At 62.3% G+C, this 14,406-nt stretch carries 9 protein-coding genes; 2 read left to right on the forward strand and 7 right to left on the reverse strand.

Features of this window, described 5'->3' with window-relative positions; translation table 11 throughout:
* Nucleotides 1-12: 12 nt before the first annotated feature.
* Complete coding sequence (gene ald / locus KCG44_RS02420) at nt 13-1,101, forward strand: alanine dehydrogenase (protein WP_218443985.1); 1,089 nt, start codon at nt 13-15, stop codon at nt 1,099-1,101.
* Between the two features lie 12 nt (nt 1,102-1,113).
* Here ald and KCG44_RS02425 read toward each other — a convergent pair whose 3' ends face one another.
* The 7 genes from KCG44_RS02425 to KCG44_RS02455 form a co-directional block, all read right to left on the reverse strand.
* On the reverse strand, nt 1,114-1,887 hold the full coding sequence (locus KCG44_RS02425; protein ID WP_218443986.1) for a tetratricopeptide repeat protein: 774 nt from the start codon (nt 1,885-1,887) through the stop codon (nt 1,114-1,116).
* Complete coding sequence (locus KCG44_RS02430) at nt 1,884-3,479, reverse strand: lysine--tRNA ligase (protein ID WP_218443988.1); 1,596 nt, start codon at nt 3,477-3,479, stop codon at nt 1,884-1,886. The genes KCG44_RS02425 and KCG44_RS02430 overlap by 4 nt, the downstream gene beginning before the upstream one ends.
* An 86-nt stretch (nt 3,480-3,565) precedes the next feature.
* Nucleotides 3,566-5,227 (reverse strand): saccharopine dehydrogenase family protein, encoded by a 1,662-nt coding sequence (locus tag KCG44_RS02435; RefSeq protein WP_218443989.1) that lies wholly within the window; start codon nt 5,225-5,227, stop codon nt 3,566-3,568.
* The gene (locus tag KCG44_RS02440; protein ID WP_218443990.1) at nt 5,224-5,697 is read right to left on the reverse strand and encodes a thiol-disulfide oxidoreductase DCC family protein; all 474 of its coding nucleotides are present in this window, start codon (nt 5,695-5,697) and stop codon (nt 5,224-5,226) included. Before KCG44_RS02440 ends, KCG44_RS02435 begins: the two co-directional genes overlap by 4 nt.
* A 72-nt stretch (nt 5,698-5,769) precedes the next feature.
* A complete protein-coding gene (locus tag KCG44_RS02445) occupies nt 5,770-8,259 on the reverse strand; it encodes a serine/threonine-protein kinase (protein ID WP_218443991.1) in 2,490 nt (829 codons plus the stop codon).
* Nucleotides 8,192-8,818: an ECF-type sigma factor gene (locus tag KCG44_RS02450; protein ID WP_218443993.1), complete on the reverse strand. Its 627-nt coding sequence runs from the start codon at nt 8,816-8,818 to the stop codon at nt 8,192-8,194. The genes KCG44_RS02445 and KCG44_RS02450 overlap by 68 nt, the downstream gene beginning before the upstream one ends.
* 95 nt (nt 8,819-8,913) lie before the next feature.
* Nucleotides 8,914-9,513, reverse strand: coding sequence for a LabA-like NYN domain-containing protein (locus tag KCG44_RS02455; RefSeq protein ID WP_218443994.1), 600 nt, complete (start codon nt 9,511-9,513; stop codon nt 8,914-8,916).
* A 514-nt stretch (nt 9,514-10,027) separates the two neighbouring features.
* Here KCG44_RS02455 and rpoB point away from each other — a divergent pair.
* Nucleotides 10,028-14,398: a DNA-directed RNA polymerase subunit beta gene (rpoB, locus tag KCG44_RS02460; RefSeq protein ID WP_218443995.1), complete on the forward strand. Its 4,371-nt coding sequence runs from the start codon at nt 10,028-10,030 to the stop codon at nt 14,396-14,398.
* Nucleotides 14,399-14,406: the final 8 nt, after the last annotated feature.

Raw genomic sequence — 14,406 nt, forward strand, 5'->3', positions numbered from 1 at the left:
AAGTCCGCTCAGATGAAAATCGGCGTCCCCAAGGAAATCAAGGTCCACGAATATCGCGTCGGTATGACGCCGGCATCTGTTTTCGAGCTGACGGGCGCGGGCGGACATGAAGTGTTTGTCGAGACCGGGGCAGGCGACGGCATCGATTTTTCCGACGCGGATTATCAGGAGGTCGGCGCGACCGTCCTGCCAACCGCCGAGGCCGTGTTCAGCACCGCCGACATGATCGTCAAGGTGAAGGAACCGCAACTGCACGAATGTGCGTGGCTGCAACCACATCAGACGCTGTTTACCTATCTTCACCTGGCCGCCGACAAGCCGCAGGCGGAGGCGCTGATGAAATCGGGCGCGACCTGCATCGCCTATGAGACCGTGACCGACAAAACCGGCGCACTGCCGCTGCTGCGCCCGATGAGCCAGGTCGCCGGACGACTGTCGGTACAGGCGGGCGCGCATTATCTGGAAAAGGCGAATGGCGGCCGCGGCGTCCTGCTGGGCGGCGTTCCCGGCGTTGCTCCGGCGAAAGTCGCCATCCTTGGCGGCGGCGTTTCCGGCTTCAACGCGGCGCAGATGGCCGTCGGTCTGGGCGCCGACGTGACGATCTATGACGTTTCGACCATGCGCCTGGCCGAGCTGGACGAGCTGTTCCAGAACCGGGTGAAGACCGTTTACGCCAGCGCCGCGGCCGTGCGCCGCGCCGTCGAAACGTCGCATCTCCTGATCGGTGCCGTCCTTATTCCGGGCGCCGCCGCACCAAAGCTGGTGACACGCGACATGCTGAAGACGATGCGGCGCGGCTCTGTTCTTGTCGATGTCGCCATCGATCAGGGCGGCTGCTTTGAGACGTCGCGCCCCACGACGCATGACGAACCGATTTATATTGAAGAGGACGTCATCCATTATTGCGTCGCCAACATGCCGGGCGCGGTTGCGCGCACGTCCACCTTCGCGCTGAATAATGCGACGCTGCCCTTCATCGTGAAACTGGCCAATATGGGCGCGGACGCGGCGATGGCCGCCGACCCCTTCCTTGCCGAGGGCCTGAATGTCAGAGGCGGCAAGATCACCCATGACGCCGTCGCAAAGGCGCTCGATCTTTAGGGGCTCGGTGCCCTAGAGGAACTTCGCGAACGGCTTTGCGGCCTTCGCGGCGTCCTCGAACTTGTCCTCGTCATCGACCAGGGCGAGCAGCATTGCCGCCTGCGCTTTCATCATGCGTTCGAACGCGTCGCGCGGCTTTGCTCTTGCGGCGGGCGCCAGGATCGCGCGCAGCTTTTCCGCTTCGTCCTCCTTGCCGATCTCGACCATGCCCACGGCGTAGAAAACCCGGTAGGTTGGATCACGGCCGTCTAGCCGTATCGCCTTTTCAAAGGCCTCGACGGCCCGGTCGGACTTGGCACCGACCACGCCGCCAGCGATGAATTTACCCAGTGTGCCAATCGCGCCGGAATGCCAGCCGCCAATGGCCGCCTGCGCAAAGGCGTCGCGCGGGTCCGCATTCGCGGCCTGAACCATCAGGCGCAGCGCCCTCTTTCCCAGCGAAGGGCTCTTCGTCAGCTGCGCACGATAGCCAATCGCCGCCGCCTTTTGCAGCAGCGCGGCGGCGTTGCCGGGCGCCAGATGAAGCGCGGTATCCGCATCCGCTTCGGCGTCCGCGATCAGCATCAGCGCCTCGTCCTTGCTGTCCGCCTGATAAGCCGCGCGCACCAGCGTCGACCGCGCGCCGAGCGTCAGGTTCGCCGCCGTCTCATCCCCGCGCGCAGCCTTCGCCGCGGCGGCGTAATTGCCCGCCGCGTAAAGCTCCTGCACCGACATTGCGCCTGCGGGCACGGCAAGGCCAAGCGACAGTGCGGCCATCATGACAAGCGGCAATTTCCGCCCACTCATCGGGCCAGCGCCTCCGCGATCAGCTTCCGTGAATTTTCGATGCCGTAAAGCGAGATGAAGCTACCCATGCGCGGACCCTGACTGCTTCCCAGAAGCGTTTCATAGAGCGCGGAGAACCAGGCCCGGAGAGGCTGGAATTCATGCGCTTTCCCCACGGCATAAACCTCATTCTGGATGTCCTCAGCCTGAACAGATCCAAGGCCGGCCAGCCGGTCGTCAAGGTCCTGAAGCGCGGCACGCTCCTGATCCGTCGGCGCGCGCTTCTGCAAAGTCGGCGCGACCACGGTCCGCACATAAGCGACCGCATGGCCAATAAGCGCATCAAGCTCGGGTTCCGATGCAGGCGTCGCGTCAGGCACATAGTTCGCAAGGTACGCCCAGACGGTGTCCCTGTCCGCCTCCTCGCCCATCACGCCGACAAGGTTGAGAAGCAGGCTGAATGGCACGGGCAGCTCGTTCGCCGGAACTTTCCCGCCCGGTTTTGCCATATGCACATGATGCGCGGCATTGCCGAGACGCTTGTCCCAGCCTTGCTCGTGCCACAGCGCGCGCGCGGCGTAATAATCGTCGATCACCTTTGGAATCAGGCCGTTGTGCAACTGTTTCGCGCGTTTCGGCTCGCGGAAGATATAGAAAGCGAGCGATTCCTCCGGCCCGTATCTCAGCCAGTCGTCGATGGAGAGGCCATTGCCCTTGGACTTGGAAATCTTCTCGCCCGCGGCATCCAGGAACATCTCGTAGATCATGCCTTCGGGCTTGCGCCCGCCAAGCACCTTCGCGATCCGCCCGGACTGCACGCCTGAATCGGTCAGGTCCTTGCCATACATCTCGTAATCGACACCCAGCGCGACCCAGCGCATGGCCCAGTCCGCTTTCCATTGCAGCTTTGCCGCGCCGCCGAGCGCGGACTGTTCGTGAACCGTGCCATCCTCCCCGGTGAAACGGATCATCCCCGTTTCCCAATCAAGCACCTCCACCGGCACCTGCAGGACGACGCCGGTGGACGGGCTGATCGGCAGAACCGGGGAATAGGTCGCGCGCCGCTCTTCGCGCAGAGTCGGCAGCATGATATCCATGATCTGCTGATAGCGGCGCAGCACATTTTTCAGCGCATCGTCGAAATGGCCGCCCTGATATTGTTCGGTCGACGACATGAATTCATATTCAAAACCATATTGATCGAGAAACGCGCACAGCCGTGCATTGTTATGCGCAGCGAAACTGTCATGCGTCCCGAAAGGGTCCGGAATCTGCGTCAGCGGCTTGCCAAGGTGCGGGGTCAATGCATCGGCGTTCGGGATGTTGTCCGGTACCTTGCGCAGCCCGTCCATATCGTCACTGAACGCGATCAGGCGCGTTTCCACATCCGCCATCTCATGCAGCGCGCGGCGCACCATGGTGGTACGCAGAACTTCATTGAAGGTCCCGATGTGCGGCAGGCCGGACGGGCCGTACCCCGTTTCGAAAATAATCGGCAATCCATCGGGCTTGCGGCCATCGGGGTAGCGTTTCAGCACCCGGCGCGCCTCTTCATAGGGCCAGGCTTTGGACGTGAGGGCGGCGGCGCGAAGGTCGGAGTGAATATGTGTCATGCGGGCGAGCTAGGCTTCCGGAGAGACGGCGGCAAGGCCGGAAAAAGGGTTGGGCGGCGGCGCGGTCCAAATATGGTGCGAGGTCACTACATATCATCCCGTATCAGCCACCCGCGATAGCGCACCAGCCTGCCGATTATCGGCAGTGCGATATCGACATGGAAATTGAAGCGGCCATCATCGGCATGCTCATGCGCCTTTATGCGCGGTACCAGGAAGCGCGGCATGGGAATGTGAAAGACCGTCCAGCTGCTGAGCGGCATGTGGATGCGGGCATTTTTGACCGTCAGCGCCATGCGAAAGCGGAGCGGCCCGAACCGCTCGATCAGCCATGGTCCGTCATCCTGCATGTGACTTTCCATGACATGATCGCCAAAATGCCGTTCCCAGCGCTCGCCCGTTTCATTGCGAGTTATGGCGACGCGCAATGGTACTGACGCGCGCTTTCCCGGCAGGCGGAACAGCCACGCGATCGCGTGGCCCACAATATTCGCCGGACCATCCACAGCGGCCTCTCCGGTTGCCATGACAACGTCATCAACCTGATGCATTACCTGCAACGGCGCGGGCAGCCGATCATATGCCGTCCCCAGCACGCGCCGATAAAGCGTGGCGGGCCGAATTTCTGCGCGAATGGCGGTCGCAATGCCAAAACGCTGCAGCCAGGGCGCGCAATCGGCGAGCGTCACGAGATCGCCGCCGTCGCGCGCACCGTTGCGAGGACGCTGCCCTGAAAGCAGTGCACGAACGGTCGCAGCGGCTACGATGGCGGGTAGATATGGCCCATTGTCACCCGGTGCGATCAGGTGCCAGCTGGCGGCAAGGACCGCGCCGTTCGCGCCCTCGCCCTGCACCGTCACCAGCATGCCGCCGCGATGGTCCCCGAACCTGAACAGATTGGCCACGATGCGCATGGGCACTGCGAGCCATTCAAGCCCCGGGAGCAGGCGCGCCTTCACCAGCCGCGCTGCAAGCACCAAACCGAATTGTGCGAAAGCAGGGCGAGTGGCGACTCCGAAATCGACACTTTGAAGGCCCGGCCAGCGCTGCAGCAGGGTTTCATATTCCGGCACATCGACCCGCGCAAAGCTGAGCGGGCCAAGCGGCGCACCGCCTGGAATCGCGACGCTATCGCTCCAGCCGCCAGCCAGGGCATGGCACTGCCCCTGCGGCGCGGGAAGCGAACGTCCGGCCTGCGCGGCAATGGCGCGGATGACACTGTGGCCCATGCGGATGCGCGGGCTGGGCGCGATGCCAGCACGGACATGATGCACCGCCCGCCACCCCGCCGTCATGTCGGCCAGTGCAGCCACCGTGATGGCGGGACAGGTCGAGGCACCGCTGCGGACAAAAACGCCCGCCGCTTTTGCCGCCCCGTCCAACGCATCGATCCCAGTGACGAACGTCCGCGCGTCGGCAAGGTCGATATAGTCGATGCCCGCCGCAATCGCGGCCCGCGCCAGGCGGTAGGGGTCGGTATAATCCTGAAATGGGCCGCTTGCATCGATGAGGAGGCCTGCCCCCGCAGCGGTGATGTCCGCAGCCGACGCGCTGTCCCGGTCAAAGGCAAGCGCCGTGCAAGCCGTGTCTGGCAGCTTCTGACGCAGCCTGCGACACGCCGCTTCCGCGCGGTCCAGACTGCGACCGGCCAGGATCAGGTGCACGCCCGGCTCCCCGAGCAGCAGTTCCGCCAGCCGCCGCCCGAACATACCGGACCCGCCCACCAGCAATATGTTCAGCGCAGTCACAACCCGATAAACCGCGCACGCTGCGCAGCCGTCGGCAAGAAACACTGTTCGCGTCGTCCGGCAATCCGCATCCGGTTGCGGGCAATCATCTTGTATAGCGCGTCCCGCATGGCGCGCGGGAGCAGCCTGCCTATCGCGGCAATGCGCCAGATACCGCCCAGCAGTTCGAACAGCCGGATCGACGCATCCGCCTTGGTCAGCAGCTTGCCATGCTCGATCAGCAGATTGGTCTCGTAATCGTCCGTGCGCAGGGCATAGTGATTGTAAAGGGCAGTGCCCAAAGGTGACTGCGCCGGAGTCAGATTGATCCGATGGGCGCGATCATATCTCAGCACGAATGCCGCAGCCGCAGAACAGAACGCGCAATGGCCATCGAAGACGAACAGCGCGCGCGACTGGTCAAAGATGGGTACGCTAGCGTCCTCGCTGAGGGACCCGCCAGGATCATCGGGGTAACAGGCGGCTGTCATAGTCATCCCGTTATCAGGGTGTGCGCCGCCGCACATGGTGCATGACTGTCGCACGCAGGACACTGCACACCCCTAGCAGCGCGCCTCATTCTCCTCGACGCTTTTCACCGTATAGGCCTGGTCGTTGGGCGTTATGCCGCCATAGCCGCGCAGGTCCTCGACATAACCGCGGGCTTCGCGGGTCATCGCGCAGCCCGCCGCGATCTGTCCGGCGGCGAGGTAGCTGTCTGAAAGTTCGTCAGCGGCGATCATGAGGTTTCGCGCACCATTCGCATCGGGATCGCGCATGCCTGCCCATGTCTTTCGCAGCGCGAGTGACGTTTTGCGGTCTTCGATCGCGGCCGCATAATTCTCCATGGCATGAAAGGCGCCGCCGCGATTCGCGTATATCGCGAACAGCAGATAGATCGCCCCGCGATCTTCGGGATCACGGCGGCTAAGCTCCTGGGCGATGTCCAGCGCTTCGGTATAGAGCGACACCGCCTCTGGCAGGGATTGCTCAGCCGTCACCAGCCCGCTGGCAAGCGACCATAGGGCAACGGCGCGGCCGCGCCTGTATTTCGCCGTCTCACCGTCCGCACCCATCAGCGCCTTTTGCACCTCGACGGTTTCGCGAAGGTCGGCAATCGCGAGGTCATGTTGCTTCAGATAGGAATAGGAGAGTCCCCGCTGGCGCAGCAGATTGACCTGCACCGCAAGCCCCTGTTTCTGCGCCTGTATGTCATTCGGCAGCGCCCTGAACTGTCTCAGCCCCTCAGTCAGTCGTTCGGCGGATTCAGCAAATTTGTTCTGCCAGTTATAAGCATCCCCCTGATAGCGGACGCTGTTGACGAGGCCGAGCCGCGCTTCGGAATGTTCAGGGCCAAGGCCTGCGTAAAGTTCACGGGCAGTCGCCACCAGGGCAAGCGCGCCTTCAGGGTCCGAATCTTCGTATAAAGCCCTGGCGGCCTGCTTCAGCCGCAGGTCGGCGAGCGCAAGCTGCGCCTCCGCCGCCTCCGGGTAGCGCGCATGCGCGGCTTCCAGAATGGCTTCTCCGGCACGCACCGATTCATTGGCCGCGTCGCCCTTGCCAAGCGCGCCGTCATCGAGGCCGCCCTGCACTTCCGCCAGCCGCAAATAACCGCGCCCGGTTTCGACGAGCAGACCGACATCGGCATTTTCCGTCCGCGCAAGCCTGTCGAGATATCCCTGCGCGGTCGACGCAATCACTTCGCGCGCCGACGTCGACCCGGGTACGTCGGCGACGGCATCGTGCACGTCGGACATCAATGTGTTTGCCAGTTCCCGCACGTCGGCGAAACGCTGGTCCGCATCCGCCCTGGCGGTCTGCGCGCGATCGAGCGCGAGCAGGGTCGCCGCCAGCGCGCCGATCAACAGGACGAGCGCGGACGCCGCAATCGCACTCGCCGCCTTGTTGCGGGCAAGCAGCTTCCGTGCGCGGTAGCGCCAGTCATCGCCGCGCGCCGCGATGGGATGGCCGCGCAGAAAGGCTCTTACATCGGCTGCCATCGCCTCGACGGTGGCATAGCGCTGAACCGGGTCCGGATGCATCGCGGTGCGCGCGATCATGTCGATGTCGGCCGGGACGCCGATGGCAGGTGGCGGTGTTTCGGTGGTGACGCGCTTATGCGCTTCAGGCAGGCTGAGGCCAGCAAGATCGAAAGGCCGCGCCCCGCTCGTAAGTTCATATAACAGCACGCCGAGCGAATAGATGTCGCTGGCCGTGGTCGCGACGTCTCCGGCCAGCCGCTCGGGGGCGGCATAAGCGGGCGTCACCGGAACGGCGCCAAAGCCGGTATTGTCACCGGGACCCGCTGCCTCCGCCATCAGTTTCGCAATGCCGAAGTCGAGCAGTTTCGGGCGCCCATCCTGCGTAATGAGGATGTTGCCCGGCTTGATATCCCTGTGCAGGACCAGGTTGCGGTGGGCATGAGCCACGGCGGCAAGAACGCGCGTGAACGCATCCAGCGTATCGTCAAGGGCGCGGTCAGGGTCATAAGCGAAGGGCTCACCCTCGACATATTCCATCACGATATAGGGGCGGTCAGCGGTGCCGCCTGCCGAATCCGCGCCCGTTATGGTGCCGCCGTCCAGCATCACGGCAATCCCGGGATGCTGCAACTGCGCGAGCAGCGCCTGTTCCGTCTGGAAGCGCGCCAGAACATTTTCGCTCGCCGACTGCACAGGTACGAACTTAACGGCGACCCTGCGTTCAAACGCGCCATCGTCGCGCTCGCCTGCCCAGACGGTGCCCATGCCGCCCTCTGCGATGCGCCCGGTAATCCGGTAAGGTCCGACACGCGGCGGCGGGCGGTCGCCAAAGGCGGCTTCCAGGCCGGCGCCCGTGTTCATTTCCGCCCGGTCTTCGGCCAGCAAAAGCTCACGAACGCGGGTTTCGAGCGCCTCGTCGCCCGCGCAGCTGGCGGTGACATATTGCGTCCGCGCGTCCCCCACGCGGTCCAGGGCATTCTCAACGATATCGAGAGCGCGAACGTCAAGCGGCTGCGGCAGGGGCCAGTCCTCCGTCCCGATCGGGCGTTTCAGCGCCCAGTTCCAGCTCAAGCCATGCCCGCGCACTGCGCCAGCTGCGTTTTACCGTGGACTCCGAAACGTCCAGCGCAGTCGCAATTTCGACGTTGGTCATCCCTCCGAAGAACTTCATTTCCACGATCCGCGCGCGGTCGGCGGATATCTCCGCAAGCGACGTCAACGCGTCGTGCACCGCCAGCGTATCACGTGGCATCCTTGTCTGCGCGGCAAGCCCGGTCAGCAGCGTGACATGCTGTCCCGCACGCTTCGACGCATGCGCCTTGCGCGCCTGATCGACGAGGACGCGGCGCATCGTGGTTGCCGCCATCGCCAGAAAATGCGCACGGTCGGCGAAACTCATATCGTCGAGATTGAACAGGCGAAGCGCGCATTCATGCACCAGTTCGGTCGGCTGCATCGCCGCACGGCGACTGTCGCGCGCCAGCATATTGCCGGCAAGCTTTCTGAGATCCTGATACAGCGCGTCCATGACCGCCTCGCGCGCGTCATCGTCGCCGGTGCGCCAGCGATCCAGCGCGGCGGCCAGGCGGTGTTCCGCACCTTTTCCGGTTCCAGCTAATCCCGGCGCCACAAAGACCAAGCTCCCCCGTTTACGGACCATATGACGGACGTCGCGGGATGCAAGCGCCCCTCGCGGGCGCGTCCCGCCAGGTGAAGTGGCCCCTGCTAGTCGTCCAGTTCGTCATCATACATGTCTTCGCCATCATCAAGATCGCGGTGATTTTCCCAATCATCCATGCCGCCCATGAAATCCGAAAGGTCGATAAAGTCGTTCGCCGCCTTCTGGAGCTCCAGCGATACCTGTGCCTTCGTCGAAGCGACCTCGACACGAATGCCGCGGCGGCGCAGTTTCTCCGCCAGATAGTGGAAGTCGGCGTCGCCCGTGACCAGCACGACCACGTCCGGTCGCACTTCCAGGCACATTTCCACCGCGTCCATCGCCATCAGCACATCGACATTGGCGTTCAGCGTCTCGGGGCGCTGCGGCGATCCCTTGCCGTGGTGCGTGACGGCCATGAAACCGTTGAAGCGCAGGAAATCGCGAAAACGGATCTTGGAATCATGGCGCTGCTGCCATTCGACCGGCATGTCTTCATAGCGCATCGCGGGCGGCAGGCCGAGATAGACGACCATTTCAACAAGCTGCCGGTCATGCCCCTCGTCCGCCAGATAATCGGCCAGCGCGATATAGTCGGTCTTCTTGCCTGCCTGATAGGCGGCATGGGCGAAATTGGCTTCGTCGACAAAAATCAGGATACGCTTCACAATGAATGTCACTTTCAAACAGGATAAATATATTCCGGCCGCTCTCGCGAGCCGCAAGTCGTTGCATTTACGAAATTAAATGCCCATAATGGTCATATCGCCTTGAAACCGCTGCTAATAACATTCGCGACTCTTAGCAAACTTCGTGCCATCGGCGCCATTTGTTACGCTTTCCGTTACTTACAATGACGCTGCCCTGACGCCATGTGAACAATGTGTAAAGCAGACCGACAGTTTACCTGCGACGTCATCTTGGCGGGTGACGCGTTCGCAGCGGCGTGAAGAGGGGGCCCGCGAGCCTTTGACTCGCAGCCACCGCGTTCCTATATACACGCCACCAGCGATTCCGAGACATGAGCCACCGTCGCGCAGTGGCTCGCACGGATGGAACGCCTGGTAACAACACGCGAGAAATCAGGAACGCGGTTCCGCCCGGCAAGGAAAGCAGGGCGAAACCCGCCTTTTTTCTGCGTTTTTTTGTGCCCGGACCTTTTGAATCGACAAGGGATATTTCATGGCAACGCAGCAGGCCCAGAGCTTCATCGGCAAGAAACGTGTTCGCAAGATGTTTGGTGACATCGTCGAAGCGATCGAGATGCCAAACCTTATCGAGGTCCAGCGCGAATCCTATGAACAGTTCCTGCGCTCCCGCCCCGAAGACGGCTATGTCTCCGGCCTGGAAAAGACGCTGCGCAGCGTCTTTCCGATCCGCGATTTCGCGGGTACGGCAGAACTCGATTTCGTGCATTACGAACTCGAGGCGCCGAAATACGACACTGAGGAATGCCGCCAGCGCGGCCTGACATACGCCGCGCCGATGAAGGTGACGCTGCGCCTGATCGTTTTTGAGATCGACCCCGACAGCGAAGCCCGCTCCGTGCTCGATATCAAGGAGCAGGATGTCTATATGGGCGACATGCCGCTGATGACGCAGAACGGCACGTTCATCGTCAACGGCACCGAGCGCGTGATCGTGTCCCAGATGCATCGCAGCCCGGGCGTCTTCTTCGACCATGACCGCGGCAAGACGCATGCCTCCGGCAAATATCTCTTTGCCGCGCGCATCATTCCCTATCGCGGCTCGTGGCTCGATTTCGAATTCGACGCCAAGGACATCGTCAATGTCCGCATCGACCGCAAACGCAAGATCCCGGCCACGACCCTGCTGCAGGCGCTGGGCGGCATGACGATCGAAATCGACAAGCCCGAAGGCAAATTCAAGATCGGCGAAGATGCGCTGATCGAAGGGTCCATCACGGCCGGTACCATCGAATCCATCGAGAAGGATCGCATGATCGTCTCCGGTGTTCATGGCCTGGTTGAACGGGGCCGCCACGTCACCGGCGGCGAATCGGGCGCGAAGGCACAGATTCAGAAGATCGTCCGCCGCGGCAGCAGCCCCGACGACATTCTGGCAATGTTTTACGACACCATCACTTACAAACGCGACAAGAAGGGCTGGAAAATGCCGTTCGTCGCCGACGCCTGGCGCGGCAAGAAGCCGATTTTCGACATCGTCGATGCGTCATCCGGCGAAGTCGTTTTCGAGGCGAACAAGAAGATCACACCGCGCAGCATCAAGAAAGCCACCGATGCCAATCTGGAAGAGCTGCTGATCCCGGTGGAAGAGATTGTCGGGCGTTATGTTGCGCACGACATGGTCGACACGAAGACCGGCCGAATTCACGCCGAAGCCGGCGACGAGATCGACGAAGACATGATCGCCCGTTTTGACGAAGCGAAGATCAAGGAGGTCGAGCTTCTCGATATCGACCATCAGAATGTGGGTCCGTGGATCCGCAACACGCTGCGTGTCGACAAGGCGGAAGAGCGTGATGCCGCTCTTGCCGAAATCTATCGCGTCATGCGCCCGGGTGAGCCGCCCACGCGTGAGACGGCGGAATCCATGTTCGCCGGCCTGTTCTTCGATTCCGAACGCTACGACCTGAGTGCGGTCGGCCGCGTCAAGATGAACATGCGTCTCGACATGAAGGTCGATGACAAGATGACCACGCTGCGCGACGAGGACATCCTCGAAGTCGTGAAGACCATGGTCAATCTGAAGGACGGCAAGGGCGACATCGACGATATCGACAATCTCGGCAATCGCCGCGTGCGTTCGGTCGGTGAGCTTCTGGAGAACCAGTACCGCGTCGGGCTGCTGCGCATGGAGCGCGCCGTCAAGGAACGCATGTCGAGCGTTGATGTCGACACGGTCATGCCGAATGACCTGATCAATGCGAAACCTGCCGTCGCCGCGGTGCGCGAATTCTTCGGCTCCTCGCAGCTGTCGCAGTTCATGGACCAGACCAATCCCTTGGGCGAAGTTACCCACAAGCGCCGCGTGTCCGCACTCGGCCCGGGCGGTCTGACGCGCGAACGCGCCGGTTTTGAAGTCCGCGACGTGCATCCGACGCATTATGGCCGCATCTGCCCCATCGAGACGCCGGAAGGGCCGAATATCGGCCTGATCAACAGCCTCGCGACATTCAGCCGCGTCAACAAATACGGCTTCATCGAAACGCCGTATCGCACCGTCGTCGACAATAAGGTGACGTCCGAAGTCGTCTATTTGTCCGCCATGGAAGAGCAGAAGCACACCATCGCGCAGGCGAACGCCGACCTGACCGACGAGGGCGGTTTTATCGAGGAAATCGTCTCGAGCCGTCAGGCGGGCGAATTTCTGATGGCGCAGCGCGACACCATCACGCTGATGGACGTCTCGCCCAAGCAGCTGGTTTCGGTTGCCGCGTCGCTGATCCCCTTCCTGGAAAACGATGACGCCAACCGCGCATTGATGGGATCGAACATGCAGCGTCAGGCCGTGCCTCTGGTGCGCGCCGAGGCGCCGTTCGTCGGCACCGGCATGGAAGGCACGGTGGCCCGCGATTCCGGCGCTGCGGTCACGACGCGCCGTGCAGGCATCATCGATCAGGTCGATGCCGAGCGCATCGTCGTGCGCGCTACCGAGGATCTGAATCCGGGCGAAAGCGCGGTCGATATCTACAAGCTGCGCAAGTTCCAGCGTTCTAACCAGAACACCGCCATCAACCAGCGTCCGCTGGTGAAGGTGGGCGACGTCGTGACCAAGGGCGACATCATCGCCGATGGTCCATCGACGGAGCTGGGCGAACTGGCGCTGGGCCGCAACGTCCTCGTCGCGTTCATGCCGTGGAACGGTTATAATTATGAGGATTCCATCCTCATTTCCGAGCGCATCGTGAAGGATGACGTCTTCACCTCGATCCATATCGAGGAATTCGAAGTCATGGCCCGCGATACCAAGCTGGGCCCCGAAGAGATCACGCGCGACATTCCGAACGTCGGCGAGGAAGCGCTCCGCAACCTCGACGAGGCGGGCATCGTCTATATCGGTGCCGAGATCGAGCCGGGCGACATCCTCGTCGGCAAGATCACGCCGAAGGGCGAAAGCCCCATGACGCCGGAAGAGAAGCTGCTGCGCGCCATTTTTGGCGAGAAGGCTTCGGACGTTCGCGACACGTCTCTGCGCCTGCCGCCGGGCGTGGCGGGCACGGTTGTCGAGGTCCGCGTTTTCAACCGTCACGGCATCGACAAGGACGAGCGCGCCCTGCAGATCGAGCGTGAGGAAATCGAACGCCTCGAAAATGACCGCGAGACCGAACGCGCCATTCTGGACCGCGCCACCTATAACCGCCTGAAGGATACCCTTGTGGGCCAGATGGCGGCGGCGGCGCCCAAGGGTTTCAAGAAGGGCGAGAAAATCACCGCCGAGACGCTCGATTCGATCGAGCCGCGCGGTGACTGGTGGAAGTTCGCCGTTACCGACGATCAGACCCAGTCCGACCTTGAGGCGATGAAGGGCCAGTATGACGACGCCCAGAAAAACCTGAAGGCCCGCTTCGAAGAGAAGGTAGAGAAGCTTCAGGCCGGTGACGAAATGCTGCCGGGCGTGCTCAAGATGGTGAAGGTCTTCGTCGCCGTGAAGCGCAAGCTGCAGCCGGGCGATAAAATGGCCGGCCGCCACGGGAATAAGGGCGTGATTTCCCGCATTCTGCCGACGGAGGACATGCCGTTCCTTGAGGACGGAACCCATGCCGATATCGTGCTGAACCCGCTGGGCGTACCGTCGCGTATGAACGTCGGACAGATTTTTGAAACGCATCTCGGCTGGGCCGCGCGCGGTCTTGGCGTGCAGATCAAGAACCTGCTTGAGGACATTCACGAGAAGAATGCCGGCAAGCCGTCCGACGATCTGAAGGCGAAGCTGAAAGACATTTATGGCGGTCAGTATGACAGCGACATCGCCGGGTTGACCGACGATGAAATGATGGAGATGGCGCAGAACCTGTCGCGCGGTGTCCCGATGGGTACGCCCGTATTCGACGGCGCGCGCGAGGCGGATGTGGCGGATATGCTGGAATCAGCCGGGCTGGATCGTTCCGGCCAGGTCGACCTCTATGACGGCCGTACCGGCGAGAAGTTCGATCGCAAGGTCACTGTCGGCTACATCTACATGCTGAAGCTGCATCATCTCGTGGACGACAAGATCCACGCGCGTTCCATCGGACCGTACAGCCTCGTCACCCAGCAGCCGCTGGGCGGTAAGGCGCAGTTCGGCGGCCAGCGCTTCGGTGAAATGGAGGTCTGGGCGCTCCAGGCCTACGGCGCCGCCTACACTTTGCAGGAAATGCTGACGGTGAAGTCGGACGACGTTCAGGGCCGTACCAAGGTCTATGAGGCGATCGTCAAGGGCGACGACACGTTCGAGGCCGGCATCCCCGAAAGCTTCAACGTGCTCCTGAAGGAAATCCGCTCACTCGGCCTTAATATCGAGCTCAAGAATGAGGGCGATGATGAGGACGATCCCGCGGGTCCGGAACAGCTCGCGCAGGCGGCGGAGTAACCTTTTCC

The organism is Pacificimonas pallii (genome assembly GCF_019204005.1).
GTDB classification, from domain to species: domain Bacteria; phylum Pseudomonadota; class Alphaproteobacteria; order Sphingomonadales; family Sphingomonadaceae; genus Pacificimonas; species Pacificimonas pallii.

Coding starts and splice junctions, on each gene's coding strand:
- KCG44_RS02440 (WP_218443990.1), bottom strand. CDS start 5,697: ATGACAGCCGCCTGTTACCCCGATGATCCTGGCGGGTCCCTCAGCGAG.
- rpoB (WP_218443995.1), top strand. CDS start 10,028: ATGGCAACGCAGCAGGCCCAGAGCTTCATCGGCAAGAAACGTGTTCGC.
- KCG44_RS02430 (WP_218443988.1), bottom strand. CDS start 3,479: ATGACACATATTCACTCCGACCTTCGCGCCGCCGCCCTCACGTCCAAA.
- ald (WP_218443985.1), top strand. CDS start 13: ATGAAAATCGGCGTCCCCAAGGAAATCAAGGTCCACGAATATCGCGTC.
- KCG44_RS02425 (WP_218443986.1), bottom strand. CDS start 1,887: ATGAGTGGGCGGAAATTGCCGCTTGTCATGATGGCCGCACTGTCGCTT.